This window comes from Vibrio chagasii, assembly GCF_002954585.1.
Lineage (GTDB): Bacteria > Pseudomonadota > Gammaproteobacteria > Enterobacterales > Vibrionaceae > Vibrio > Vibrio chagasii_A.
Window position 1 is genome coordinate 1,177,349 of sequence record NZ_MSCI01000002.1, and the last position, 26,928, is coordinate 1,204,276.

22 protein-coding genes are annotated in these 26,928 nt (G+C 43.5%); 8 read left to right on the plus strand and 14 right to left on the minus strand.

Annotated features, from left to right (window positions below; translation table 11 throughout):
• Positions 1-4 precede the first annotated feature (4 nt).
• The 3 genes from prpF (at position 5) to BTO10_RS13425 (ending at position 3,478) form a co-directional block, all read left to right on the plus strand.
• The gene (gene prpF, locus BTO10_RS13415; protein ID WP_105024835.1) at positions 5-1,177 is read left to right on the plus strand and encodes a 2-methylaconitate cis-trans isomerase PrpF; all 1,173 of its coding nucleotides are present in this window, start codon (positions 5-7) and stop codon (positions 1,175-1,177) included.
• 325 nt (positions 1,178-1,502) lie between these two features.
• Positions 1,503-1,982, plus strand: a complete 480-nt coding sequence (locus BTO10_RS13420; RefSeq protein WP_105024836.1) for a GNAT family N-acetyltransferase — start codon at positions 1,503-1,505, stop codon at positions 1,980-1,982.
• An 83-nt stretch (positions 1,983-2,065) separates the two neighbouring features.
• Positions 2,066-3,478, plus strand: coding sequence for a bifunctional NUDIX hydrolase/phosphatase PAP2 family protein (locus tag BTO10_RS13425; protein WP_105024837.1), 1,413 nt, complete (start codon positions 2,066-2,068; stop codon positions 3,476-3,478).
• 72 nt (positions 3,479-3,550) lie between these two features.
• On the opposite strand, the gene BTO10_RS13430 is transcribed toward BTO10_RS13425, so the two are convergent.
• The gene (locus BTO10_RS13430; RefSeq protein WP_105024838.1) at positions 3,551-4,360 is read right to left on the minus strand and encodes a Cof-type HAD-IIB family hydrolase; all 810 of its coding nucleotides are present in this window, start codon (positions 4,358-4,360) and stop codon (positions 3,551-3,553) included.
• Positions 4,361-4,544: 184 nt separating this feature from the next.
• On the opposite strand from BTO10_RS13430, the gene queE reads away from it, so the two are divergent.
• Both queE and queC read left to right on the plus strand, forming a co-directional pair.
• Positions 4,545-5,213, plus strand: a complete 669-nt coding sequence (gene queE, locus BTO10_RS13435; RefSeq protein WP_308736828.1) for a 7-carboxy-7-deazaguanine synthase QueE — start codon at positions 4,545-4,547, stop codon at positions 5,211-5,213.
• Positions 5,214-5,276: 63 nt separating this feature from the next.
• Entirely contained in the window at positions 5,277-5,972 is a 696-nt protein-coding gene (gene queC / locus BTO10_RS13440) for a 7-cyano-7-deazaguanine synthase QueC (protein ID WP_004738292.1), read from the plus strand.
• Here the strand turns inward: queC and BTO10_RS13445 are convergent.
• From BTO10_RS13445 to BTO10_RS13460, 4 genes are all read right to left on the minus strand, one after another.
• The gene (locus tag BTO10_RS13445; protein WP_105024840.1) at positions 5,932-7,965 is read right to left on the minus strand and encodes a GGDEF domain-containing protein; all 2,034 of its coding nucleotides are present in this window, start codon (positions 7,963-7,965) and stop codon (positions 5,932-5,934) included. The genes queC and BTO10_RS13445 overlap by 41 nt on opposite strands.
• A 161-nt stretch (positions 7,966-8,126) precedes the next feature.
• Complete coding sequence (locus tag BTO10_RS13450; protein ID WP_004738289.1) at positions 8,127-8,477, minus strand: DUF2750 domain-containing protein; 351 nt, start codon at positions 8,475-8,477, stop codon at positions 8,127-8,129.
• A 135-nt stretch (positions 8,478-8,612) separates the two neighbouring features.
• On the minus strand, positions 8,613-9,230 hold the full coding sequence (locus tag BTO10_RS13455) for an OmpA family protein (RefSeq protein WP_105024841.1): 618 nt from the start codon (positions 9,228-9,230) through the stop codon (positions 8,613-8,615).
• Complete coding sequence (locus BTO10_RS13460) at positions 9,230-10,537, minus strand: TolC family outer membrane protein (RefSeq protein ID WP_105024842.1); 1,308 nt, start codon at positions 10,535-10,537, stop codon at positions 9,230-9,232. Before BTO10_RS13460 ends, BTO10_RS13455 begins: the two co-directional genes overlap by 1 nt.
• 401 nt (positions 10,538-10,938) lie before the next feature.
• On the opposite strand from BTO10_RS13460, the gene BTO10_RS13465 reads away from it, so the two are divergent.
• The gene (locus BTO10_RS13465; RefSeq protein ID WP_105024843.1) at positions 10,939-15,888 is read left to right on the plus strand and encodes an Ig-like domain-containing protein; all 4,950 of its coding nucleotides are present in this window, start codon (positions 10,939-10,941) and stop codon (positions 15,886-15,888) included.
• A 55-nt stretch (positions 15,889-15,943) separates the two neighbouring features.
• Here BTO10_RS13465 and BTO10_RS13470 read toward each other — a convergent pair whose 3' ends face one another.
• Entirely contained in the window at positions 15,944-17,137 is a 1,194-nt protein-coding gene (locus BTO10_RS13470) for a class I SAM-dependent methyltransferase (RefSeq protein WP_004742341.1), read from the minus strand.
• A gap of 150 nt (positions 17,138-17,287) precedes the next feature.
• Positions 17,288-18,691: a methyl-accepting chemotaxis protein gene (locus BTO10_RS13475; RefSeq protein WP_105024844.1), complete on the minus strand. Its 1,404-nt coding sequence runs from the start codon at positions 18,689-18,691 to the stop codon at positions 17,288-17,290.
• 88 nt (positions 18,692-18,779) lie between these two features.
• Here BTO10_RS13475 and yccX point away from each other — a divergent pair, with 88 nt between their 5' ends.
• Positions 18,780-19,067, plus strand: coding sequence for an acylphosphatase (gene yccX / locus BTO10_RS13480; RefSeq protein ID WP_105024845.1), 288 nt, complete (start codon positions 18,780-18,782; stop codon positions 19,065-19,067).
• A gap of 44 nt (positions 19,068-19,111) precedes the next feature.
• On the opposite strand, the gene BTO10_RS13485 is transcribed toward yccX, so the two are convergent.
• The 6 genes from BTO10_RS13485 to BTO10_RS13510 all read right to left on the minus strand — a co-directional run bounded on the left by BTO10_RS13485 (position 19,112) and on the right by BTO10_RS13510 (position 24,828).
• Positions 19,112-19,441 (minus strand): TusE/DsrC/DsvC family sulfur relay protein, encoded by a 330-nt coding sequence (locus BTO10_RS13485; RefSeq protein ID WP_008223499.1) that lies wholly within the window; start codon positions 19,439-19,441, stop codon positions 19,112-19,114.
• 160 nt (positions 19,442-19,601) lie between these two features.
• Positions 19,602-20,267, minus strand: coding sequence for a Bax inhibitor-1/YccA family protein (locus BTO10_RS13490; RefSeq protein ID WP_105024846.1), 666 nt, complete (start codon positions 20,265-20,267; stop codon positions 19,602-19,604).
• A 294-nt stretch (positions 20,268-20,561) separates the two neighbouring features.
• Positions 20,562-21,326, minus strand: a complete 765-nt coding sequence (locus BTO10_RS13495; protein WP_105024847.1) for an amino acid ABC transporter ATP-binding protein — start codon at positions 21,324-21,326, stop codon at positions 20,562-20,564.
• 22 nt (positions 21,327-21,348) lie between these two features.
• The gene (locus BTO10_RS13500; RefSeq protein ID WP_105024848.1) at positions 21,349-22,446 is read right to left on the minus strand and encodes an amino acid ABC transporter permease; all 1,098 of its coding nucleotides are present in this window, start codon (positions 22,444-22,446) and stop codon (positions 21,349-21,351) included.
• A gap of 1 nt (position 22,447) precedes the next feature.
• A complete protein-coding gene (locus tag BTO10_RS13505; protein ID WP_105024849.1) occupies positions 22,448-23,653 on the minus strand; it encodes an amino acid ABC transporter permease in 1,206 nt (401 codons plus the stop codon).
• 146 nt (positions 23,654-23,799) lie between these two features.
• Positions 23,800-24,828, minus strand: a complete 1,029-nt coding sequence (locus tag BTO10_RS13510; RefSeq protein ID WP_004742333.1) for an amino acid ABC transporter substrate-binding protein — start codon at positions 24,826-24,828, stop codon at positions 23,800-23,802.
• 481 nt (positions 24,829-25,309) lie between these two features.
• Between BTO10_RS13510 and BTO10_RS13515 the strand changes: the two genes are divergently transcribed.
• Entirely contained in the window at positions 25,310-26,251 is a 942-nt protein-coding gene (locus tag BTO10_RS13515; protein ID WP_105024850.1) for a precorrin-2 dehydrogenase/sirohydrochlorin ferrochelatase family protein, read from the plus strand.
• Between the two features lie 185 nt (positions 26,252-26,436).
• Here the strand turns inward: BTO10_RS13515 and BTO10_RS13520 are convergent, their stop codons facing one another.
• On the minus strand, positions 26,437-26,919 hold the full coding sequence (locus BTO10_RS13520) for a YajQ family cyclic di-GMP-binding protein (RefSeq protein ID WP_105024851.1): 483 nt from the start codon (positions 26,917-26,919) through the stop codon (positions 26,437-26,439).
• Between the last annotated feature and the right edge of the window lie 9 nt (positions 26,920-26,928).

A 26,928-nucleotide genomic window follows, 5' to 3' on the forward strand; every position in this document is an offset into this window, starting at 1 on the left:
TGTGATGAACGTTAAACAGATAAAAGTCCCAGCAACTTATATGCGTGGAGGAACCAGCAAAGGTGTTTTCTTCTGCTTGAATGACTTACCCGAAGCGGCGCAAGTTGCGGGGCCTGCGAGAGACGAGTTTCTTCTGCGTGTGGTTGGCAGCCCAGATCCTTATGGTAAGCAAACTGATGGTATGGGAGGCGCGACCTCCAGTACCAGTAAAACCGTCATCGTGTCGAAGAGTGGTAAAGTGGGTCACGATGTTGATTATCTCTTTGGGCAGGTAGCCATTGACAAGCCATTTGTCGATTGGAGCGGGAACTGCGGTAATTTGTCTGCGGCGATTGGTCCATTCGCCATTCATACTGGATTAGTTGATTCAAGCCGTATTCCTGAAAACGGTGTGGTCGAAGTGCGAGTATGGCAAGTGAACATAGAGAAGACCATTATTGTTCATGTGCCCATCGTGGATCGTGAAGTCCAAGAGTTGGGAGATTTTGAGCTCGATGGTGTCACTTTCCCAGCCGCTGAAATTCAGATCGATTTTCTGGACCCGGCAGATGGGAGTGGATCGATGTTCCCTACTGGAAATGTGGTCGATTTCTTAGATGTTCCAGAGCTAGGTTGCATCAAAGCGACTTATATTAATGCGGGAATACCGACCATTTTTATTGATGCAGAATCGGTGGGATATAAAGGCACAGAGCTTCAATCAGATATCAACAGTGATCCAAAAGCCCTAGAAATGTTTGAGTCTATCCGAGCGCATGGCGCAGTCGCAATGGGACTTATTGATTCGTTAGAACAAGCGGAGTCACGCCAGCACACCCCTAAGCTGGCCTTTGTAGCCAAGCCTCAAGCGTATCAAGCTTCAAGTGGAAAGGCAGTTGCCGTCGCTGATACCGATCTTTTGGTCCGCGCTTTGTCTATGGGGCAATTGCATCATGCCATGATGGGCACAGCTGCGGTTGCGATTGCTTCAGCGGCGAGTGTTCCGGGCACGCTAGTGAATTTAGCGGCGGGAGGAGGCTCTCGTGACTTTGTGACTTTTGGTCATCCATCAGGAACGTTAAAAGTGGGTGCTAAAGCGATGCAGACCGAAGATGGATGGAAGATAGAGAGGGCGATCATGAGTCGTAGTGCCCGAGTGATCATGGAAGGTGCCATTCGCGTGCCTTTTTCTAAATAAAGCGATTCTGCGGCTGTCTCAAGAATCAAGAGATGATGTACCCCCAGTAATAAATCTTTTGACTTTTTTGGGGATTAGCGTTGTGCGTGTGCAATGGTCTAAGGTTGGTGGAATTGACATTGCTCAGGGGTGTAGGAAGGGGGAAGTACAACCTTCCTGCGCCAATATGTTTACAACACCCTGAATTAACCACCATAATGTGGTCATTTTCGTATCCAAAACATCCGCTCTAGACTACGAATTATTTCAATCACTTGTGTAGATATCAATGGCAAGTAAACTAGACTCAATTTAGATATTAACTCGTTTGAGAACCATACTCGTCATGAATGTCACCCTAAGGGCCGCAACACACACCGATCTAGATCAATTGAATGAGTTGATGTTTGATCTTCACCACCACCATCATATCGCCTGCCCTGAGCACTTTAAAACAGCAGAAGAGATCGAGCAGGAAAAGAGTATTGCAAGGTACTTAGATGATCCAGAGTGCTTAGTGTATGTGGCGCTCAAAGGCCAGTTGATTGTCGGATTTATTTCAGGACACTTTTGTGAGCTTATCTCTACAGTGAGCAAGCCGGTTCAAATGGGTAGTGTTGATGAGCTTTTTGTTCTTCCTGAATACCGTAAAGCAGACGTGGCGCAGATGTTGTTTCAACGTATTGAATCAACTTTTGATGACTATGGTGTAACGCAAGTGTTCGTCGAGGTTTGGGATTTTAATTCGCCTGCCAAGGACTTCTATCAAAAAATGGGGTTCACACCTCACATTCAATGGATGAGAAAGGCTTTGCACAAAACATAGACAGCGATTTGGCGTGTGTTTCATTACAATAGTTCAACTGCGATAGCAGTCTCAATTTCTTCCATTATTTGTAGGTAAATTCGTTGGTTATTCGATATCTATTGGTTCTTATTCTTTCTCTGTTGAGTACTACTTCCGTTTGGGCGAACAAAATCTTGCCCGATCATATTGCGGGCGCATTGTGTGTAGTACGCGCTGATAACCAAATTGTGTTGGTTGATGAGTTGATCACTGGGCAATTGTCTTTACCGGGAGGCACTGTTGTTTCTGGTGAAGATCCCGCTATTGCAGCGCAACGTGAAACTTGGGAAGAAGCAGGGCTATCTGTAACGGTTGGTGATGTACTCGGTTACACCGACAGTGCCGTTATTTATGATTGCATCTCTGATTCAGAAGTCATCAGCTATCAAGCTCGAAATGAGTTGGGTGGCTTTGAGCTTCCTATTTGGTTCGCTCCTCATTATGGAGTGGAAGTGAGTAGGGCGATGTTACTTCCTCCGACAGCATTGCCAGCAAATCAATACCGCTACCCTGAACAGTGGTCTGAGATTAATGATCTGTTTCTTTCGGCGACAAACCAACCTGTGACTTATGTAACGGAGCTGGTGGGTGCAGCACCAAAAGTTCATCAAGTTGAACTAGGTTGGATTGTTTCGCTGCAAAACATGTTCGATAACCTACCTAGTATTTTTTCTAATACGGTTTTATTGACCGATCTACTCGCAAAACCATGGGCTTTCATTGTGATCTTGCCATTAATCGCTTGGCATTTTGGTCGCAATTTTGCGTTGAAGTTCGGTTTCACTTTGATATCGGTGACACTGCTGACTTTGATAGCGCAACAAGGGTTTGGTTTCCCACGCCCACACGCTTATCTTCCAACATTAAAGTTAGTTATGAGCAGTGGTTACAGTTTTCCAAGTTTGTTGGCAGCGCTATGGGTGAGTTTGACTTTGTTGGTGTTGTGGAAGTTGAAACGTCTCTTCGAACATAAATCGATACTGATAGTACTTGCTGGGCTACTTTGGATTATGCTTTTCAAAGCTTACACAGGTAGTGCGTTTTTCAGCGATGTTTTGATGGGTGGTTTGTTAGGCGCCTTAACGACTTGGCATATAGTAAGACTAGATAGTAAACCCGATGTTGATATTAGTATGCTATTGAGTTCCAAAGGCGTGTGGTGGGGCCTATGCCTGCTATCAATCGTACTTACGGTTATCTGGCCATTGCCAACGTTCTCATTCTGGGTCGCTATTTTAATGACCATCGCTTGCTTGGTAACGTTAACGGATTCTAAACCTTTAACCGGTCAGTTCTCATTTAAGATCGTGCTTGGTGTTATGGTGATGTTGTTAGCGGGAAATCTGTTGATTAGCTGGGCTGGGAGCTTTGTTTCATTTAGTGGTATCGCTTCATTTGTCGTCGATACGCTTCGTTTCCCTATCTTGATTTTGTTTGGTGTAGTGGCATTTCGTTTGCCTTGGGCAAGAAAATAGCAATGAACTGTTAAATAAAAAAGGCTGTGCAGTGCACAGCCTTTTTAGTATCTATGATATGGCATCTAATCGTTAAGAGTTGAAGATGAACTTTTCGATCGCGACCGCTACACCATGTTTGTCGTTGCTTGCGGTGATATGATCAGCGATTTTCTTGGTTTCTTCCATCGCGTTGTCCATTGCAATGCCAAGGCCCGCGTATTCCAGCATATGGTGGTCATTTTCAGCATCGCCCATACAGATCACTTCTTCGGCTGTAATGCCTAAGTGTTTGGCAATGGCTTCAATACCGACACCTTTGTTTGAGTTCGGATTTAGGAACTCTAAGAAGAAAGGTGCACTCTGCACAATCGTAAACTGATTCTTAAGCTCTTGTGGCAATTTGCTGATGATATCTGTCAGTTTCGTCGGCTCAGCAACAATCATGGTTTTAATGATTTCGTGGTCGTCTTCCAACTGAGAAAAATCGAACTCGGTAATCTCTAAGCCGTTAATACGTGCTTCAATGCCGGTGTATTCGTTGTTCTCAGGTGTAATTAAGCCATGAACTTTACTGAATGCATGGACATAGCCACCAAGCTGCTCGGCAAGTGCTGCGATTTCTTTTGCCGCTTTACCATTACTGATCTCGCTATGAATGATCTCTTTTGTTGATACATTCTGAACCATAGAGCCATTGTAGAAGAGTACAAAGTCATCCTCGCCGTTAATTGAAAGCTCATCGAGTTTACTCTGCATACCTTCTAAAGGGCGGCCAGAAGCTAGAACGACCTTCACACCGGCAGCACGAGCCTTGGCTATTGCGTCTTTGTTCTCTTGAGAAATTACTTTATCACTGTTGAGCAGCGTACCGTCCATATCAAGAGCGATCAGTTTGTACATGTTGATCCTTACTAAAAATAAAAAGCTAACGAAATCTAATGGGCGAAAGGATAAGGGAACTTGAAACGCTAGGCTAGGGCTTTGATCAAGTGATTTATCAGTACTCATTTGTTTGACCAAAAGAGGCAAGTGCTTTAAGGTCTGCGGTTGATTAATTTCATCAAATGATTGAGCTGAGGGAAAGTTGTACAAGATTAACGAAATGTTTGAAACCATCCAGGGTGAGGGCGTGTTTACCGGCGTTCCTGCTGTTTTTGTTCGTTTGCAAATTTGCCCTGTAGGCTGTTCTTGGTGTGATACCAAACAGACATGGGAAGCTTTTCCAGAAGACGAGACGAGCCTTGGTGATATTATGGTTAAGACAGAAGATTCACCGACTTGGTCTTCTATTGATGCTCAAGGAATCGTGAATGAATACATTAAGCAAGGTTACACCGCTAAACACATTGTGATTACGGGTGGTGAGCCATGCATTTATGATCTTGTCCCTCTTACTGAAGCATTTGAGAAACACGGCTGTCGCTGCCAAATTGAGACTAGCGGTACATCAGAAGTAAAAGCAACACCAGACACTTGGGTTACGGTGTCACCTAAGGTGGCAATGAAAGCGAAACTGGAAATCTTAGACAGTGCTTTGCAGCGTGCTAACGAAATTAAGCACCCAGTAGGAACAGGTAAGGACATCGAGCAACTTGATGGTTTACTGGAACGAGCAGAAGTATCTAACGAGACTGTGATTGCTCTACAACCAATTAGCCAAAAAGATCGTGCGACGAAGCTTTGTATTGATACCTGCATTGAGCGCAATTGGCGCTTATCAATTCAAACTCATAAGTACTTGAGCATCGCATAGTTCGTGACTTTGTAGAGTGCTTACCCGTTGTAGAAAGCTCGTCAGTTTTAAGTAGGAATGGAAATGAAAAAAACAGTTGTAGTATTTAGTGGTGGTCAAGACTCAACCACGTGTCTAGTTCAAGCACTAAAAGAGTATGATGAAGTTCATGCGATTACGTTTGACTATGGTCAGCGTCATAAACTCGAGATTGAAGTCGCTGAATCATTGGCTAAAGAGTTAGGCGTGAAGGCGCACAAAGTGATGGATGTGACTCTATTAAACGAGCTAGCTATCAGCTCTTTAACTCGTGACGATATTCCTGTTTCTCATGAACTGCAAGAGAACGGTTTACCGAATTCGTTTGTCCCTGGTCGTAACATTCTGTTCTTAACGCTTGCTGGTATTTACGCATATCAAATTGGCGCAGAAACGGTGATTACTGGTGTATGTGAAACAGATTTCTCTGGTTACCCTGATTGTCGTAATGACTTTGTAAAAGCGATGAACTCTGCGTTAGTACAAGGTATGGACAAGCAGCTGGATATTAAAACGCCATTAATGTGGCTAAACAAGGCTGAAACTTGGGCCTTAGCCGATCAATACTCAGCACTTGAGCTTGTGCGTAATAAAACCCTGACTTGTTACAACGGTATCATAGGCGATGGCTGTGGCGATTGCCCGGCATGTGAGCTGAGAAAAGTTGGTCTCAATGACTACCTAGGTGATCGCGAATCTATTATGGCTGAATTGGTTCGAAAGCAGGCTGAGAATAAATAATCTCAGGCAGGTCAATGGGGTCGTTATACGCATCAATAATGCAGTTTCGGCCGTTACTTTTTGCCTGATATAGAGCTTGGTCAAGCACTGAATAGAGCTCATCGAAGTCACTTAATGCGTTTGAGGTTGCTAAGTAAGCAAAACTCGCGGTTACATTAAGTGGCTTTTTACTTTCTGATAGAAAAACGGTGCTTGAGATTACATAGTGTAACTCTTCGACTCGTTCTCTTACTTCCGATGGAGTGGTGTCTGTCAGCATTATTACAAATTCTTCACCACCCAAGCGACCAAACAACTCTCCGCTCACCAAGTGTTTTCTGATTTGTCTGCTAATGTGGACGAGTGCTCTGTCCCCAGTTGGGTGACCATGTTCATCATTGATTTTCTTAAACTTATCTAAGTCTAATAAGATTAGAACATGCTGCTTATTCGTTTCTTGAGAACGCTTGACCTGTTTAATTCGTCTTATGATTTCAGTTCTGTTGTACGCTTTGGTCATAGAGTCAATCGCAGCTTTTGAGCGAATTGTTCTATTCGCGAATACCATAAAACTCGCACCACATAACAACAGAATCACAATGATGTTGTAAACCCAGCGTTGGCGCTCCATTTTTTCGATATGAAGGCGATCAATGTTCGCTTGGTGTAGCAATAAGGATCTCTCTAGTTCTTGTTCATATTTGATATGAGCAATATCGAGCGCTTCGAGTGCGAGTCGGTTGTCTGTATCTCGCGCCTCCATTTGAATGGATGCATATCGTTGATAATAGATAAACGCTTGTTGGTAATCATCAAGTGCTTTGTGTATCTCAGATAATTGAAGCAGAGCTTGAGCTGTGTATTTGTGTCTTGATATCTGCTCCGCTAACTTCAAAGCTTGCTCGGCATAATTAAGTGCCTCAGCCATGAGCTTCTTCTCTTCGAACATATCACTGACTGCCAGATAAGCATTGATACGAATCCCGTCATTGTTCAACTCATTGGCAGCCTCGAGTGACTCTACTAAATAGCTTCGCGCTAAATCATACTTTTGTGTTTGCGTATAAGCTTTACCTAACCCTAAGCTAGTGAGTGCCATGCCGTAGTTATGGGATGATTCTCTTAGTAATTTCTGCGCTTTTTCAAAATGATGAATCGCTAAGTCGCTTTGGCTTTGGTTTAAATAGAGATCAGCAAGGCTGTGATGAACCTGAGCCTTCATTAGGCCGGAAGCATCAGCTCTAAGGGCAAGCGCTTCCTCTAGGTATTGAGTTGATTTTTCATACTGTTTTAGCTCTTTGAGTAAGTTACCAATATCGTTGTAAACCCCAGAGATATCATGTCCTTTTGGAAATGCCTTGATCAAAGAGAGATAGGCATTTAACGCTGTATGGTAGTCACTGCGAAAATGATGATTGTTAGCGATGACCCGATAAGTAATGAACTTGGGCAGCACAGGATCGATGGCATCATGTAAGTCGGATTCAAGCCCTGAGCAATAGTAGTTTGCTTGGTGATATTTAGCTTGTTCGTTTAGGGAGCGACATAATTGGTACTTGAGCAGTGCTTTGCCGGTTGAATCGCTACGAGATTGCATTTTTGCTAACAGCATTAGGAAGCGTTGTTGTGCGAGCTCATACTGTCCTTGGCTGTCTTCAACGAGCGCGGCAACAAACGCTTGCTCTATGGCTTGATACTCACTGTCGTTAGATGCAATGCCATAAAATGGTTGATCTCGCTCGCTCATGTATTGATATAACAGACCTGAAAGGTAGAGCTTTTCTCCATACGAGTTTGTACTCATGTAGCGTGTTTGAAGCATGGTAAGTGCACGGGAAGGAGAGTAGCTCAATGTCGTGAGATAGAGTGCATTCCAATCAGCATTTGGAGTGTCGATACCAGCCGTATTTGGCAAAGTGATAGATGAGTCTGAAGAGCGACTTGGAGTGACTGGTTGGCTGTGGATCGCAAAGCTAACCAAGAACATAAAGCTAAAAAAAATCGAACGAGTCACAAGGAACTATCAATCAGGATAAAGAACGAAATTCTATGATTAGTTTGATCTTGCTTCAAATTTTGAGGGGTGTTTGTGAGAGGTATTGCGAACTAGATCTCTAATTTATTCAGTTTTATCAGAGATATCGGCCGCACGATTCGTACGGCCGATATTTGAAATTAGATGTATAATTTCGCTAGGTCAGAAGGCTCAAGCTCTTTGCCTTCTAGAGATTCGTTCCAGTTAACACCTACTAGTACGCCATCTTCAGCAAGAGTTAGTAGCCAATCTTCTACAAAGATGTCTAGCGGGATTTCTAGTACTTCAAAGTCAGCCCACTCTTCAACGTTGTGAGTTTGAGCATCTTCTTTTGAAGACCAGAAAGGCATCACTTCGCTATTTTCGAATTCACTTGAGTCACATGCTAGCCAACCTTCTTCGTTGCGAAGGCCCCATACCAGTTTAGTTTCTTGAGTTTCAGAAACGAAAAGTTCTAGATTTGCTTGAGTATCAGCTGTTAGTTTGCTCATGGATTAATTCTCTATATTGATAACGTGGCAAGATTAACATTATAGACGGCTTAGGTACATGCTATTCAAGGAATTATCACCATACTGAAACGTTAACTTAAGATAACGTTTCAGTATGGTTAGGTGCGACGACAGTTACTTCTTAATCTTAGTGAAGATGTGCCACTCTTCTTTGATATTTCCTTTAAACCCGGCAACAGAAGCAACGACTTTACGGTGAAGTGCGTGGTTAATTTCAGTGTCATTACTACTGAACTCAACATCACCATGGCCAACGATGTTGACTCTAGAAGGTTGAATGCCGTTACTGATAAGTGCGCGTCTAGCGTTGGCAGCACGCTCTTTTGACAACTTTAGATTATGTTCGGCATTACCTACCTTACTGGCGTAACCTTGCAATTCAATAGTGGTGCTTTCGTAACGCTTCAAAAAGGCAGCCATCTGGCGTATCTGGTTAAGGAAAGCTGGGTTAATTTCTGTAGAGTTATTAGCGAAGAGTATATGGAGCTCTTTCTTCTCCGACGACTCGAAATATGAACCACAACCGTCGTTATCTATTTCTGCACCAATCTGCGTATCAGCACACAGATCACGCGCATTGATAACGCCATCGTTGTCGTCATCTTGCAGATCGTAAATTTGAGTGACAGGCGGAAGCGCACGATACTCAAATTCATCCTCATTGTTGTCAGCTAAAGCATGGGTAGATACAACCACGAAGCAAAGCGATAAAACCGTGTTTGTTAGCTTCATTAATATTCCACCTTTTCATTCCATTCTTCAGGGATCTCAACTCGTAAGCCGGTAAGTAGATTGCCAGTTGCGTTCATCACGCGATATTTTGCGTATTGCTCGTCATACTTGGCATCTAAATAGCCTTTACGAGCTTCAAACAATTCATTCTCGGTGTTAAGCAAATCGAGAAGGGTACGTTTACCGATGCGATACTGCTTCTCATAGGAGATAACGGTATCTGATGCCGAGTCTACGTGATCAGATAGGAACTCTTTTTGTTGAACGGTTAGGTCAAGCGCACTCCAGGAAAGGCGCAAACTCTCTTCGACATTGCGATAAGTGCTTTCACGGAGATCTTTGGCTTTATTCAGTTGGTAGGCTGCACTTTCAGCGCGGTCTTGATCTGAACCACCGTTGTAAAGGTTGTACCTCAAGCGAACCATTGCAGAGAACTCATCACTACTGCCTTCTGTACCACCGGCATCATCACGCCAGGTTTGAGCGGCCTCAAAAGACACGGTTGGGTAGTTAGTGCTTTTCGATTGCTTATATTGAAACTTTGCAGAGTCAACGTCGGCTTGCGCTATCTTGATTACCGGGTGTTGATTGAATGCTTTTGCCAATGCACCATCGATTGTGTATGGAATAGCTCCCGCATCAGCGCGAGGGAAGGTGAGACCTAGTGGAGATTGACCAACAAGTCGCTTGAATTGAGTATGGGTATCAAACAGGTTATTTTGAGCCGCCAGTAGGTTGCCATGTGCTTTTGCAATACGAGCTTCTACTTGAGACATATCTGCTGTCGAGCCAATTCCTGACTCCACGCGCTTACGAATATCACTGTATATCTCTTTGTGTGTCGCTAAGTTGCTTTCTGAGAGAGAAAGAACTTCATAAGCTTTAACTGCGTCAAGATACACTTTTGTTACTTCAAGTGCTATGTCCTGGGCGTTAGATAACAGTTGATAGCGCACAGACTCAGCGTCAGCCGCAGTACGATCGATGTCATTTGACATATTAGCCCCATCCCATATCAATTGGGTTAACGTAATCGTTGCTTCTTTTCGTGTTAGGTCGGTGGTGTCTTGGTTGGTCGCGAGATCAGTATGTTCATAACCAATACCTCCATCTAAATCGATACTTGGTCGATAGGCTCCCCCTGATGCATCATTCAAGTAACGTTTACTAATATACTCGTTGTAAGCACTTTTGATTTCAGGGTTACTTTCTAAAGTAAATGCTACGGCCTGTTCTAAGGTTTGTGCACTAGCGGGCAAGCTTAATGCTATTGCTAATCCTAATGTTGTTACTTGAGTGCAATTCAATTTCCATCTCCCCAAATGGACTGGCACCAAAATCTGAGCTTTACTTGATAAAGACACAAAATTTAGGTGAACCGCCAAAAAAATAACGTTCGCTCTAGAAGCTGACGTAAATAGTTGTAAATTTGTTAACCGATCATCGTGCGTTTTATTTTGATTTTGAGCACTGAAATCTTTTATTTGTATTCGAATTATCTTTCGCTAACACAATAACTTATATTGATGTTTTAGACACCTGAATTGTTACTTGTTGTGAGCATTGTCATTAACTTGCATTTAAGGTTGTTAAATAATGGAATCATAACTATGAATGATGTGTTTGTAGGTGTTATATTCTAACTAATATTATAAAAAGATGTCACTATTTTGACGTCGATGACAAAAGATGGGTTTTAGGGGTTAATATGGACATGACGACTTTGAATTTGGCTGGTGCACTAGCACTGGGCCAGCGCATTGTTATTTCAACAGATGGCACGATTAAAGTCCTAGAAGAAGGTGAGTCACTTCAGGCGGGAGATGTCATCTTAGAATCTCTTAATGAATCAAATAGCCCTGAAGTTTCCGCGAAGCGATTCTCACCAGAGGATGGTGAGATTGAACTCGACCAAGATATTGCTGATGTATTTGCAGCCTTAGAAGAAGGTCAAGACCCTGCAGAATTAGGTGAAGAGTTCGCAACCGCTGCTGGTCAAAATGGTTCAAGTCCAGGCACCAGCGGTACCATTGAGCGAGATGGTGAAGAAACTATCCCTGATACCGAGTTCGTAACCGAAGGCTTCGAAGCGTTGGGCATGTCCCGCACTCAAAGTTTAAGCCTTCTTGATGCCTATCGTTCTATCTCAGAATCTTCAACTGAATCTAATAGCGCCCCTCTATTTACAGATGCTAACAATGTCGTTGTCGGAGATTCTGTCCCTTTCACAACGGATGAAGATACCCCTGTTAGCGGTACATTAAGGGCTTCTGACGACGATAATGATGCTCTTACGTTTAGCTTGTCACAATCTCCCGACAACGGCTCAGTTGTTTTAAACAGTGACGGAAGCTGGACTTACACTCCAAACGATGACTTCAATGGTGAGGATAGTTTCTCTGTCATAGTATCCGATGGCCAAGGCGGTACTGATACGATCACCGTAAATGTTGGTGTTAACCCAACCAACGACACGCCAATCATCACAGACGCCAATGGCAATCCACTCGGCGATAGTATTTCTGCAACTACCGACGAAGATACTCCAGTCAGCGGTAGCTTATCAGCATTAGACACTGATGGTGATTCATTAAACTTCTCTAAAGGCACTGATCCATCCAACGGCACCGTCGTTGTCGATGAAAACGGAAACTGGACTTACACACCAAACGAAAATTACAACGGTAATGATAGCTTCACTGTTGTTGTTAGCGATGGAAGTGGCGGAACAGACACTATTACTGTTGATGTTGGTGTGGAGGAAATCAATGACGGCCCAACCATCGATGTGGTGGCAGAGGCAGCGTTCAATGAAAACGACGCGGCGGTAGATACCGTGGTGGCGACGTTCACGGCGTCGGATGAAGAAGACGGCACACCAAGTGTGGCCTTCACGCCGGGCACAAACACCGATGGTTACTACGCGATCAGCGGCACCGATGTGGTACTGACGCAAGCGGGTGTTGACGCGGTGAATGCAGGCGAGACACTGCCAGCGGTGAGCCTAACGGCGACCGATAGCGACAATGCGACGGCGGTTGACAGCGATACACCAACTTATAACGCTCAAAATGATGGCCCAGAGGCAGATAACTTCACGGAAACAACTGTCGACTGCGTAACATCTGTTGATTTCGCACCACATACAAGCGATGAAGAGGATGACGCGGCGGGAATTGAAACTTCGGTTATCGTCGAGAGTGATCCTATCTTTGGTACACTATATGAAGTGGCAGATGATGGTACTAAAACTGAGGTTGTGGTTGGACAAGAGTATGGTGATGCTGACAATTTTGAATATGTTTTAGATGCAGATATTGCTGACCAACTTAGCTTTAGTGCATCTGATCTTGCTTCTGATATTGATACATCAAACGGAAGCACATCGATTTCTTATTTTAACGATCTTATTTCGATTTCTGCTGGTACATACACGGGAAGTTCACCTGTTGGTAACGATGTAGTTAGTAACCCTGGGGTTTACTTGAATTACGATGGCTATAGTGTAGAAGATGGTTTTGGTGTATCAACAAGTAAGAACGGAAGTAGCGAACTTGACGTAACCTCGAAAGAATTCATTTCTGTCGATTTTGGGAATAGTGGTGCGGAAATTTTGTCTGCTAATCTAGATTTCGGTAGCGTTTATGGGAATTACAACCCTAACAGTAGCGCTGACGGTGAGATTAACGTTGTTGCATTGGACTCTGATGGTAACGTTGTTGGTACGTTCAACTTCAATACTGAAAACAATTCCAATTTCGGCGACGAGTATACGTTATCCATTGATTCTAGCGGTAATGCCACAGTTAATGTCTCGATTCCTGATGGTAATGGTGGGTTTATTCCGTTTACTGAACTAAGAGTTTTCACAACTCAAGATGGATCATCGAACCCTAATAGAAATTCAAATATTACCTTTAAAGGCGTTGAGGTAGTTGATGCAAAAGTTACAGAGACTATTGATTACAAAGCAGAAGACTCTAGTGACTTAGAGAGTTCAACAGCGCAAGTTACGATTGAGACGGAATCTATCGTGAAGCCTTCCCCTGAAGTGACTAGTGTCTTGCGTGATGTGTCTGAAGACGCTAGTGCGACACAAGCTGTTGTGGGGAATATAGCCGTACTCTACGCTGACAGTATTATTTTGCAGGAACCTTCTGAAAGCTACACATCTAATGGGCATGGTATTACTTGGATTTCTTCGAACGCTGGGCAAACGCTTGTTGGTACTGTCAACGGGTCAGTAATTTTAACTGCGACTATCGATGATGCCGGTAACTATGACTTAAGTTTGAGTGGACCCGTTGATCATTTGGATGGCAATACACAGCTAGACCAAATGTCGATCGATATTGGGGTAGTGGCGTCGAACAGCAACGGCAGTCAAACCGGTACTATATCACTCTCTATTGCTGACGATACTCCAATTGCGCGGCCAATAATTAATGATTTACAGCCTTCTGCTAAGGCGGGAGCAAACGTACAGCTTATTTTAGATGTATCTGGATCGATGGCCTGGGATTCAGTAACTGGTAGTTCGACGGTGACTAATGAATCTCGTCTATCCATTATGCAAGATGCGGCAAAGCAGTTACTTAGCGAGTACCAAAGCTTAGGTGTTACACAAGTACAAATAGTCACATTCTCAGGTACTTCTGATGCGCAAAATGGAGCAAGCGGTACGAGTTGGATGTCTGTGACAGAAGCTATTGACTTGATAGATAACTTGGCTGCTGGCGGCGCGACTTATTACGACACTGCTATTGATGCGGCTATGGATTACTGGGATGACACTGGAAAGGTCGATGGTAATCCATCAAACATAACTTATTTCTTGTCTGACGGTGCACCAAACTCTGGCGGTAGCCTAACAGATTCTGAAAAATCGAGTTGGGAGAGCTTTGTAGATTCCAATGACATTACGGCACTTGCTTACGGTATGGGTGAAGCCGTGCCAATCACTTACCTAGAGGATATAGCATACAATGGTGCTACCGATAGCGAGATCGGAGCTGTCGTAGTTCCTGATATTACTCAGCTTCCTCCTATTATTTTGCAATCGGTCGTCGATCCTATATCCGGTCAAGTGGTTAACGATGGTAGCAATGGCTCCATAAGTGGTTTCGGTGCAGATGGTGGCTACGTATCTGAAGTTACCTTTGGTGGGGTGACGGTCAGTTATAATGGTGTAGAGGCCTCTGTTTCTGGTTTTGATTCTGGTGTGAGTACGGCGATAGACGGAAGCCAAGTTTCTATATTTATTGATGATAGTCACACATTGGTTTTGGATATGGCCACAGGCTCTTATCAATTCTTTGCTGCAGTCGTGGACTCAGATATTTCGTTGGATTTCGACTATGAGTTGTCAGATAACGATGGGGATATTAGTAGCAGTAATATGACTTTCAATATAAAAGCTCCGGTGATGGAAGCTAATGACGATGACGTGTCTACTACGGAATTGGTTCCGGTGTTGATTGATGTATTGGCAAATGACTACAACCCACATGCTTTGACATCGATTTTGACTCTATCAAGCGTAACATTACTAAATCCAGCGCTCGGCCAAGTTTCAATCGTTGATGGACAAGTGTTGTTCGTACCTAGTGATAATGCTAATGCCGGTGATGTCGTTGAAATTTCATACACTGCAACGGATAAAAATGGAAATAGTGATAGCGCTACTATGTCGGTTTCGATAACAGCGCATAGCGGTAACACAATATCTGACGGAAACGGTATAAATGCGGTATATATGCCACAAGGGATTGTTTCAAGTAATCATGGCGACAATTGGCAAAGTCAGCCAGAACCTTCCATAACGGTTAATGGTGTAAAAGTTGAGCGAGGGCAACAAAATCCTCAGCTTACTGACAACTCCGATTTAATTGTAACAGGTGGCGATAATGATCATGTTGAAGGTGGCGATTTCAACGACATTATTCACTTAGGAGATAGTGGCAGTAATGCGGCATTCGATGTTCAAGACGCCGAAGAGTTTGTAGAGGCAGATGCTTCTCAAATTTATCAAGGAGATTCTGAAGATGGCACACTAGAATCACCTTATGTAGCGCCGAGTTGGGCTGATGTTGGTCAGGGCGGCTCTGGTAATGATGTGATTTTGGGTGAAGCCGGCATCGATCTGATATCAGGTGGTTCTGGTGACGATTATTTGTATGGTGGTTCTGAAAATGATTATATTCGTGCTGGTAGTGGCAGGGATATTGTTATTGGTGGAACAGGCGACGATCACTTGAGAGGTGAAGGTGATGACGACATTCTTATTGGCGGTATTGGTGACGATATCTTAACAGGGGATGATGGTGACGATTTGTTCCAGTGGGTTGATCAACCATTCCAGAATGATGTCGATACAATAACTGACTTTACCCTTGATGAAGACCACTTAGATATTTCTCAGTTACTACCGAATGAGAATACGATGAGTGATCTATTAGAGCATATTGTTATTGAAAAGGCTTCTGGAAACGACTTAGTTATTACGATTTCGGAATCGGCAGGTAATACAGGAGATACACAAACGATCGTCCTTGATGGGGCAGCTAACCAGGTTTCTGGCTTGAGCTCAGGAGAGGTGACTGGGCAACAATTGAACGACCTGATGAACCAGTTGTTCAAACAGTTACCAGACCAATAATAAAAAAGGGCCGAAAGGCCCTTTTTTATTAAGTAGTAATTTAAAACTAGATAGCTTAAAGCACCTTACAAGCAAAGCCTTTTAGGTAGAAGCCTTCAGGGTAAGCCGTGTCTGTTAAATGGTCAGCGGCTTGCTCGAAGCGCTCGACGAACTTAACGGTTCTGCCAGCGTCAATGGCTGCATCAGCGATGATCTTTTGGAATAGGTCTGTACCCATTAGGCCAGAGCAAGAGTAGGTGAGTAGCGTACCGCCTGGTTTTAGGATCTGCATCGCTAACATGTTTACATCTTTATAGCCGTTTGCACCTGACGTTAGGTTGTTTTTACTTGAAACAAACTTTGGTGGGTCCATGATCACAACGTCGAACTTAGTACCTTGGTCACGGTACTCACGCAGTAGCTTGAATACGTCGGCATTAAGGAATACAGCACGCTTCTTAGAGATATCAAACTCGTTAAGTTCAGCATTGAATTTGGCTGTATCAAGTGCGAGTTGAGATACGTCAGCGTTGATAACGCGCTTCGCGTCACCTTTAAGCGCGTACAGGCCAAAACCACCAGTGTACGAGAAACAGTTAAGGACATCTTTGTCTTTTACGTATTTCATTGACTCTTTACGGCTATCACGTTGGTCCATGTAGAAGCCTGTTTTGTGGCCTTCCATGATGTTTACGCTGATCTTAACGCCATTTTCTTCAATGACGATAGATTTTGGTGGCTCTTCACCGTGAAGAACGCCAACTACCTGTTCTAAGCCTTCTTTCTTACGAACCGCTACATCTGAACGCTCGTAAATGTTGCAGTCTGGGAAGCATTCGATTAGAGCTTCTACCAATACGTTTTTGTTGAATTCAGCACCTGCGCTGAGAAGTTGGCAAACCAAGTAGTCTTGATACTTATCGATGGTAATACCTGGTAAGCCGTCTGATTCCGCAGCGGTCAGGCGGTAGCCCGTTAGGCCATCACGTTCAATGATGTCTTCACGTAATGATTGTGCGTCTTGAATTCGTTTTATGAAGAACGCTTTGTTGATTTCTTCTTTTTCAAATGTCCAAACACGTGCTCGAATTTGAGAAGATGGTGAGTAAGCAGCCTTCGCTAACCACTGACCATTGTGAGCATATACGTCTACCGTTTCACCCTGTTTTGGCTCGCCCTCGACTTTATCGATACCGCGTGAAAATACCCATGGGTGTTTACGGCGTAATGATTTGTCACGGCCTTTCGCTAGATGAATAGAAGGAGTCATAATTTACTCTGTTTGTTGAATTTGAAGGAGGGGTATTGTCGGGGAAGTACAGGTGAAAAGCAAATAAGAAAGGGCTACGTGAGCAGCCCTTGTCATGATTTTAATCAGTTAGATAGTAATATTCGAAATACTGCCTTTGAAAGACCAAGATTATGCTTTAAGGCCTGTCAATAACCCTTCCATCGTGTCACTTTGCTTACGAAGCTGGTCAATATTAGAATTACTCTTGCTGATCATTTCACAGATGCTATCTGATTGATGACGAATTTCTTCGACGCTCTGTGCAATGTTATCAGCAACAACACCTTGCTCTTCAGCTGCCGTCGCGATTTGAGTACTGCTATCAGAAATTGATTGATTCTTTTCAGCGAGCGAGCCGATCTCAACATTTACTTCAGACATCAATGTTTGTCCTTCATTTGCGTTGTTCACCGTCACTTCCATCAGCTTTGTCAGCGACTGGCTGTTACGTTGTAATGATTCAATCATACTTTGGATCTCAACCGTTGCTTGTTGAGTTCGACCGGCAAGTGCACGAACTTCATCGGCAACAACCGCAAAACCACGGCCTTGCTCGCCCGCGCGAGCCGCCTCGATAGCAGCGTTCAATGCAAGTAGATTGGTCTGCTCTGAAATACCATTGATGGTTGTCACGACTTCATCGATTTGCGCTGCGTTTGCATCCAGCTCTTCAACGGCTTGAGATGCGGATTGGATCTCTTGAGATAAGCTAGAGATAGACGCTAACGTATTTGACACTTTGACTTGCCCACTCTGAGCTACACCCCGAGCGTCCATCGTTTGAGAGCTTGATGCGTGAGCTAGGGTTGCCACTTCTCGGATAGTTGCCGCCATTTGCTCTGTTGCGCTTGCTAAGCTGTTCAAGTGTTCTTGCTGATTACCTGAAATATCTGAACTTTGTTGTGTCGACTGATTTAGGTCAGAACTGATTTGCTGCATGAGCGCAACAGACTCTTGAATCGAAAGCACCATGTTTTGCTCGCGTTCTGCTACCTTGTCGATAGTAATTGCGATTTCACTAAACTCATCACGAACAGGGAAGTAGTTCATACGACAAGTTAGGTCACCATTCGCGAGTGTGCTCAGTGCTTTGTTCATTGAGAACATTGCTCCGCCAATGAAAGTCATGATGTAGTAAACACCAAGTGCAATCAAAGTTAGAGTTACCGCAATGATCGATATCTGTGTTGCTGAAAGCGCAGACCACAGGTTTTGGTCGTGGTTAGCAAACAAGCTAAATGCACCATTCATAACTGAAACAGAGCCTGCGCCATAACCAAGGGAGATAGTTTCGGAGCTATTAACCAGTTGAGCAACTTGCTCCTTGGTGAGTTGACCAGCTTCGATAAGCCCCTTCATTAAGAGTAATTCTTCTTGATAAAGGTGTGCTAGTAATGAATCCGCTGCACTATCTAAAACGAGAGCTAATATAACAAGAGCGAGAAGAGGTAATAAAAAGAGGAGATAGAACTTTTCTTGGATTTTTAGGTGAATGAGATATTTATCAATCCAACGAAATGGGATTTCTTTCATAATCGTTATACTCGAAGTAAGTCCACCAATAAGCGGTGAATGAATAGATTCTCAACTATATCATTCATATAATTTATGAGGCAACGTTATGAAAAATTCACAATCTATATTTGTCGTATCAGGCGTAGTTCAGTGTGTTGGCTTTCGATATCACACCAGTCGACAAGCTCAGAAGTTAGCCATTTCAGGTTACGCTAAGAACTTAAATGATGGTCGAGTTGAAGTGTTGGCTGTTGGCGAAAGTGGCCAAGTAGACAAGCTATACCAATGGTTGCAAGTAGGTCCTGCTAGCGCATCGGTAGACAATGTGGTTAAGCAAAGGGTGGGAGAAGATGAAAAGCGCAATGTGCGTATCGGGGAGTTTCAAATACTGTAGCTAACTGACTACAGTATTTGATTGAGCTAGTCAGTAATCTGTTGTTACAGACACTTTGCTGGCTTAGGTAAGCCTGCGAGTTTAGTCGCTTGTTTCGCTGGGCCTTTTTTGAATAATTTGAACAGGTATTTACTGTTGCCTTTTTCAGGGCCGTGGGCTTTTTCCATCGCTTTAACAAGCATGCGAACCGCAGGGGAAGTGTTGAACTCTTCGTAAAAGCTCCTTACAAAATGCACGACTTCTAGGTGTGCTTCCGTAAGCTCAATGGCTTCATCTTGTGCAAGAATTTCAATCATACCTTCTTCCCATTGTGTGTAATCCAATAGGTAGCCTTGAGCGTCGGTTTCGATTTGCTTGCCGTTATATTCAAACATGTTTAGTCCAGAATCCAATTAACTATTTGGATAGGGTACATGACCAAGTTTACCTTTCTCAATAGATATCATAGTGATCTTGATAAATATTGATCCTATAGATACAAAAAAGCCCAAGAGATAGGCTCTTGGGCTAGATATTCTTCAATTAGGCGAGTGATTAGTCGTCGCTGCCCATAATGCCTAGGATGCTTAGTAGGCTGATGAAGATGTTGTAGATTGATACATATAGGCTAACTGTCGCAGAGATGTAGTTAGTTTCACCGCCACGGATGATGTTTTGCGTTGTTAGCAAAATTACACCGGTCGAGAACAGGATGAACATACCGCTCATTGCTAATGACAGAAGTGGCATTTGTAGGAAGATATTTGCAACCATACCTACAAGTAGCACGACGAAACCTGCTAGTAGCATACCGTTTAGGAAAGATAGGTCACGCTTAGTAGTAAGAGCGTAAGCAGATGCACCCATGAATGCTAGTGCCGTGCCGCCTAGAGCAGTTAGGATAACATCACCCATGCCTGCGCCAACGTACATGTTTAAGATTGGACCGATGGTGTAGCCTAGGAAACCTGTGAACAGGAACGTAAAGACTAGACCCATGCTGTTGTCACGGTTCTTTTCTGTTAGGAAAAGTAGGCCGTAGAAACCAACTAGCATCATGATAAGACCAGGACGAGGAAGGTTCATCACCATAGATACGCCTGCTACAACAGCAGACCAAAGTAGTGTCATAGACAGTAGTGCGTAGGTATTACGCAACACTTTATTGGTTTGCAGAGCACTTTCTTGAGATGCTGTGCGTGAAAACATAGGGCTGTTCATAATCTTCCTCGTAAGGTGACTTCAATAGTTATTAGTACATTTATGGGGCTGAAAGTTCGAAAAATCAAGTCTTACAGTCCACTTGTATACTTAAAATAATAATCAAAATAGCTGGTTAAGTAATTCTGAAGGTGTAACAAAGTATGTCTTATACGGATATCAAAGTGCCACGAACACCCGATGTTTAACCTTTATACTTGCGTTACCTATTTATATCCTTCTATAAACCATCTATCAATTTGAAAAATAAAAAGGCGACCTAAGCCGCCTCTCTTAATTATGCATCATAACACATTAATGGTGTAAGATTTGACTCAAGAAGTTTTGAGTTCTGTCGGACTGCGGATTTTCAAAGAAGTCGACAGGGTTGTTCTCTTCAATGATTTCCCCAGCATCCATGAAGATAACCCTATCGGCTACCTCCTTAGCAAAGCCCATCTCGTGCGTTACACAAAGCATGGTCATGCCTTCTTCTGCCAGCTCAACCATAACATCTAGAACTTCACGAACCATTTCTGGATCGAGCGCTGATGTTGGTTCATCAAACAGCATGACTTGTGGGTTCATACATAGAGAACGTGCAATCGCTACACGCTGTTGCTGACCACCAGAAAGTTGACCTGGGAACTTGTCTGCTTGCTCTGGTATCTTTACACGTTCCAGGTATTTCATCGCAATCGCTTCAGCTTCTTCTTTCGGCATCTTTTTCACCCAGATAGGGGCTAGGGTGCAGTTCTCTAGTACCGTAAGGTGCGGAAATAGATTGAAGTGCTGGAAACACATGCCAACGTCACGACGAACGGCTTCGATGTTTTTTAGATCTTCAGTCAGCTCATTACCGGACACAAAGATGCGTCCCTTCTGATGCTCTTCCAGTCTATTGATACAGCGAATCATAGTCGATTTACCTGAGCCAGAAGGGCCACAGATAACGATTTTCTCGCCTTTTTTAACTTCTAAGTTGATGTTCTTAAGAACGTGGAACTCACCGTACCACTTGTTCATGTCTTTAAGTTCAATCATCAACTCTTGCGATTCTGGGTTTAGTTGTTGCGTCATAATACGTCCTTGATCTTATTAACTACCGTTTGTGACCGGTGTGAAGTCTGTTTTCTAGCCATATCGAGTATCTCGACATGCCAAAACAGAACACCCAGAACACTAACGCGACAAATACATAACTTTCTGTTGCGAAGCCTAACCACTCAGGGTCGGTGTTCGCCGCTTGACCAATACCCAGTACATCGAACATACCGATGATAAGTACCAGACTGGTATCTTTGAACAAGCCAATGAATGTGTTCACGATTGATGGGATTGTGATTTTCAGCGCTTGAGGAAGAATAATCAGCCCCATCTTTTTCCAATAGGTCAGACCAAGAGCATCTGCAGCTTCGTATTGACCTTTTGGAATAGCTTGCAGGCCACCTCGAATTACCTCGGCCATATAAGCAGCACTAAATAGAACCACACCTACCAGCGCACGGAATAACTTATCGGTCTCAGAACCCGCAGTAAGGAATAGTGGCAGCATTACAGATGCCATGAACAGCACCGTAATCAGTGGAACACCACGCCAAATTTCGATGTACACCGTACAAATACTACGGATGATCGGCATTTCAGAGCGACGGCCAAGCGCCAATGCAACACCAATTGGCAGTGATACAACGATACCCACTAACGCAATGATAAGCGTAACAAGCAAGCCACCCCATTTGTGCGTATCAACCACTTCCAATCCAAATACACCGCCGTATAGCAAGCCAGCAATGATGAATGGGTAGATGTTTACGAAGAATAACCAAATCCAAGTGCGTTTCGGTGTTTTCTCGTAGGCTAGTAGCGCGACAAAGATAGCCAATGTTGCGTAGAAAAGGCGAGGGCGCCATAGTTCAGCCTCTGGGTAGAAGCCATACATGAACTGATCCCAACGAACGCTGATGAACACCCAGCAAGCCCCTTCGCTAGTACAAGCATCACGAGTTGTTCCGACCCAGTCTGCATTTAGGAAAGCCCAATCGAATGTTGTCCAGAGTAGTGAGAAAGCAGTGTAACCTAGAACAACGGTAACGATACTGTTGATTGGCCCATTAAAGAGATTCTTTCTTAACCAACCGACTACACCAACGGTATTAGCGGGAGGTGGAAGATCCGGTTGAAATTGATGTGTGCTCATATTATCTCTCCACCAATGCTACTTTACGGTTATAGATATTCATTAACGCAGAGGTCAATAAGCTTAGCGTTAGGTATACACCCATGGTCATGGCAATAATCTCGATTGCTTGACCTGTTTGGTTGAGAGTCGTACCTGCAAACACAGAAACTAAGTCAGGGTAGCCAATAGCCATTGCTAACGAAGAGTTCTTAGTGAGGTTTAAATATTGGCTAGTTAGCGGCGGAATGATGATTCGCAGCGCTTGAGGAATAATAACCAGTTTTAATGTGCGAGCTCGAGGAAGACCTAGAGACATCGCAGCTTCTGTTTGACCGTGGCTAACCGCATTAATACCAGAACGAACGATCTCTGCGATAAAAGATGCCGTATAGATGCTCAAGGCTAATACAAGAGCAGCCAATTCAGGGATGATGCTGATACCACCTCTGAAGTTAAAGCCTTTCAACTCTGGATATTCCGCCGAGATTGGCATGCCAAGAACAAAGTAGACAACCAAAGGTAGGCCAACGATCAAGCTCAATGCGATTCGAAGCATTGGGGTTTGTTGCCCCGTCAGTTTCTGTTTGTTGTTAGCCCAAATATTAATGATGATGGTGGCAATGATGCCAACAATTAACGCGCCGATAACGAAGCTGCTTCCTTGTTCAAGAACAGGAGCAGGCAGGTAAAGGCCACGCACATTTAGGAAGATAGCTTCGCCCAAACTGAGACTTTTTCTTGCCGATGGGAGAGCTTGAAGAACCGCGAAATACCAAAAGAAGATTTGAAGTAGTAGTGGGATATTTCGGAAGATTTCAATGTATACCGCTGCAAAACGGCTCACTAACCAGTTAGATGACAGTCGAGCGACGCCCATAGTGAAACCAAGTACCGTGGCTAGAATAATACCTAGTACCGATACCAAAGCGGTGTTTAATAAGCCGACAACGAAAGTTCGACCATATGAGAAGGTTTCGTCATACTCGACGAGGGTAAGGCCGATACCAAAACCAGCCTCTTGACTTAAAAAGTCAAAACCAGTGGCGATGCCTCGGGCTTCCAGGTTAGTAAGGGCGTTGTTTACGATAGTATAGAAGAAGGCGCCAAGTGCTCCGATGGCGATGATCTGGAAAACAACAGATCGAAAAGTCGGGTTGTATAACAGGTTAGCACTTTTAGCCTCGGGCTTTTCCTGGGAAGGAGTAAGAGTGTTGTTAGGTTTCATACTGCAATAACCTCAAATCCATTTAATATTTAGGGCGGAAAAACCGCCCTAAATCGTGTTACTCAATTATTCATTTTCGGGTTGTTGCTATCGAGCTAAAAGGCTTGATAGCAACGTTTACGAACAAGTAATCACGTCGTGTGCTATTAACGGATTGGTGGAGCGTACATAAAGCCGCCCGCATTCCATAACGCATTTACACCACGATCGATTTGAAGTGGAGAACCTGTGCCAACAGTACGCTCGAAACTCTCACCGTAGTTACCAACTTGCTTGATGATTTGGTAACCCCAGTCGTCACGAATGCCAAGGCCTTTACCTTTAGGACCGTCTACACCAAGAATACGCTTGATGTTTGGATCTTTTGACTTAAGCATTTCGTCAGCATTTTTAGAAGAGATGCCGTACTCTTCCGCATTAACCATTGCTGAAAGTGTCCACTTAGCAACGTTGAACCATTTGTCATCATCTTGACGTACAACTGGACCTAGAGGCTCTTTAGAGATGATTTCAGGAAGTACTTGTGCAGATTTTGGATCAGCTAGGTTTAAGCGAAGCGCGTATAGACCAGATTGGTCAGTTGTAAGCACATCACAACGACCCGCGTCGAAACCTTTAGATGTTTGTGCTGCAGTATCAAATACCACTGGTTTGTAAGACATGCCGTTATTACGGAAGTAATCGGCTAGGTTTAGCTCAGTCGTTGTACCTGATTGAACACATACAGAAGCGCCATCAAGTTCTAAAGCGCTGGTTAGGCCAAGATCTTTCTTAACCATGAAGCCTTGACCATCGTAGTAGTTAACGCCTACGAAGTTCAGACCTAGAGCCGTGTCACGATGCAGTGTCCATGTTGTGTTACGAGACAGTACGTCGATTTCGCCAGATTGAAGCGCAGTGAAACGCTCTTTTGCTGTTAGAGGTACATACTTAACTTTAGTCTTGTCACCGAGTACAGCAGCTGCAAGAGCTTGACAATACTCAACATCGATTCCTTCCCATTCACCTTTTGAGTTTGGGTTAGAGAACCCTGGAAGACCTGTACTTACACCACAAGTTAAGAAGCCTTGAGATGTGACTTTGTCCAGAGTGCTTTCTGCCGCTGATGCTGATGTTGCCATCATCGCAGTTGATGCAGCTACTACTGAAGCAAGAAGTGTTAGTTTATTTGTCATTTGTATCCTTCCTTGTTAACCAGGTGACACCTGATACTCGTGCTCATTTGAGTTTTTCTATATGTGTTGCGTTTTCTATGACCTTGTTGTTCAAATCAAACGAGTTGCATTTTGCAAATGAAACTGTGTGCGATTTAATCAACTGTTTATAAGGTTAGGAAAGGATCTGTAGTTTCACAAATGTATAATTTAAAAAGATTTTTGAATGAAATCACAAATCCGAACACATTTAGAATGACCAAATGTTAACTGAATGTAAATAGTGCAAGGGTTCACACTGTTGGTGCAACAAGATTTAGATTTTTATATTGATAATAGACTAGATAAAAATCCTGAATGAATCTCACAATGGTGAAAGATTAAACTTAAAAAAGATTGAAATTTGGTCAATAAATATTTTTATTGCACTTCGATAGTTATTAATATGCTCCAAATTTGGTAGCATGGTTGAATAGTTATTGAAGTCATCTCAAGGAAGAACATGCGTTATTTCCCAATGTTTTTGGATGTAGAGAATAAGCCTATTCTCGTGGTCGGTGGTGGTGAGGTTGCTTGCCGTAAAGTGGACAGCTTGCTGCGAGCTGGCGCGGATGTCACTTTAGTTTCTCCCAAGGTAGCACCTTACTTACAACAGCTTGTTGATGAGAACAAACTTCACTGGGTGCAAAACTTTTACTCGTCACAAATCATCTCTAAAGAATACCTTCAAGTATGGGCTACTACAGACAACCCTAGTTTGAATCATCAAGTGTATAATGATGCAAAGAAACTGGGTATTTTAGTCAACGTGGTTGATGATTTGCCATACTGCGACTTCATTACACCTTCAATGATAAATCGTGGAAGAATCCAAATTGCGATCTCCAGCGGTGGTGCATCACCTGTTTTGGTGAGAAATATTAGAGAAAAACTCGAAACAGTATTACCTCAGAATATCGGTCTTCTCGCTGACTTTGGTGCATCAAAACGCAACTCGATCAAAGAGTCGTTTCCTACCGTCGATGAACGTCGCAAGTTTTGGGAGCGCTTTTTATCATCCAGTTTTATCGAGCAGGTAACGGATAGAGAGCAATTAGAAGCGCATTACCAACAAGCACTGACAGAAGGCGTTGATAGCGAAGGGCTGGTCACTTGGATCGAATTTGAACAAGATGTCGAGTTGTTGTCCATGAAGGCGTTACGCTTGATGCAGGAAGCTGAGCTGGTACTGGCTCCCAAAGAGTGCCCATTTGAATACGTGGACCTGTGTCGTCGTGATGCTGAAAGAGAAAGCTATGCTAATAGCGGAGAACTCTCGACTAAGCTTGAGCAAGCAAAAGCTGAAAACTTAAGAGTATGTGTGTTCATCCCACCAGCGAGTGTTGAATTTAACCTTTTGGTAGGAAAAGACTTGAAGCTCTCTTCTGCCAAGATTTTAAGCTGAAGCTAATAAGTATGGCGCTTATAGGAGTCATATCCGTCTAGGCATTTTCATTGTTGGTTGGGGATATGCTTAACGAAACAGCCAGATAAATAAAAAGCCACTTCGCTGGAAGTGGCTTTTTGCTATTTCGAACACGAATTGTGACTGCGATAGAGCAACGGTTAAACGTGGTTGCTCAATCCCAATTAGTCGCGGAAGTTATCGAATTGGAAAGGTTGACCAAGCTCACCGTTACGAACTAGTGCCATTACAGCTTGTAGATCGTCACGCTTCTTACCTGTTACACGCACTTTTTCACCTTGAATAGACGCCTGAACCTTAATCTTGTTGTCTTTAATTAGCTTAACGATTTTCTTTGCAACATCAGTTTCGATACCTTGCTTAAAGATAACCGTTTGGTGCCAAGTGCGACCTGTTTGATCTGCTGTTTTTGCTTCCATCGCGTTAGGGTCAACATTGCGCTTCGTTAGATTGCTACGAAGAATATCGCGCATTTGCTTAAGCTGGAAATCGTCTTGAGCAGTCAGTTTTACCGACTCATCTTTGTAGTCAAAGCTTGCGTCAACACCGCGGAAATCGAAACGAGTCGATAGTTCACGGTTAGCATTGTCTACAGCGTTACGTAGTTCTACTGCTTCTACTTCAGAGATAATGTCAAATGATGGCATTGTGTTATT

Coding starts and splice junctions, on each gene's coding strand:
- queC (WP_004738292.1), top strand. CDS start 5,277: ATGAAAAAAACAGTTGTAGTATTTAGTGGTGGTCAAGACTCAACCACG.
- BTO10_RS13470 (WP_004742341.1), bottom strand. CDS start 17,137: ATGACTCCTTCTATTCATCTAGCGAAAGGCCGTGACAAATCATTACGC.
- BTO10_RS13475 (WP_105024844.1), bottom strand. CDS start 18,691: ATGAAAGAAATCCCATTTCGTTGGATTGATAAATATCTCATTCACCTA.
- prpF (WP_105024835.1), top strand. CDS start 5: ATGAACGTTAAACAGATAAAAGTCCCAGCAACTTATATGCGTGGAGGA.
- BTO10_RS13465 (WP_105024843.1), top strand. CDS start 10,939: ATGGACATGACGACTTTGAATTTGGCTGGTGCACTAGCACTGGGCCAG.
- BTO10_RS13510 (WP_004742333.1), bottom strand. CDS start 24,828: ATGACAAATAAACTAACACTTCTTGCTTCAGTAGTAGCTGCATCAACT.
- BTO10_RS13520 (WP_105024851.1), bottom strand. CDS start 26,919: ATGCCATCATTTGACATTATCTCTGAAGTAGAAGCAGTAGAACTACGT.
- BTO10_RS13420 (WP_105024836.1), top strand. CDS start 1,503: ATGAATGTCACCCTAAGGGCCGCAACACACACCGATCTAGATCAATTG.
- BTO10_RS13515 (WP_105024850.1), top strand. CDS start 25,310: ATGCGTTATTTCCCAATGTTTTTGGATGTAGAGAATAAGCCTATTCTC.
- BTO10_RS13490 (WP_105024846.1), bottom strand. CDS start 20,267: ATGAACAGCCCTATGTTTTCACGCACAGCATCTCAAGAAAGTGCTCTG.
- BTO10_RS13430 (WP_105024838.1), bottom strand. CDS start 4,360: ATGTACAAACTGATCGCTCTTGATATGGACGGTACGCTGCTCAACAGT.
- BTO10_RS13495 (WP_105024847.1), bottom strand. CDS start 21,326: ATGACGCAACAACTAAACCCAGAATCGCAAGAGTTGATGATTGAACTT.
- yccX (WP_105024845.1), top strand. CDS start 18,780: ATGAAAAATTCACAATCTATATTTGTCGTATCAGGCGTAGTTCAGTGT.
- BTO10_RS13485 (WP_008223499.1), bottom strand. CDS start 19,441: ATGTTTGAATATAACGGCAAGCAAATCGAAACCGACGCTCAAGGCTAC.
- BTO10_RS13455 (WP_105024841.1), bottom strand. CDS start 9,230: ATGAAGCTAACAAACACGGTTTTATCGCTTTGCTTCGTGGTTGTATCT.
- BTO10_RS13505 (WP_105024849.1), bottom strand. CDS start 23,653: ATGAAACCTAACAACACTCTTACTCCTTCCCAGGAAAAGCCCGAGGCT.
- BTO10_RS13450 (WP_004738289.1), bottom strand. CDS start 8,477: ATGAGCAAACTAACAGCTGATACTCAAGCAAATCTAGAACTTTTCGTT.
- BTO10_RS13500 (WP_105024848.1), bottom strand. CDS start 22,446: ATGAGCACACATCAATTTCAACCGGATCTTCCACCTCCCGCTAATACC.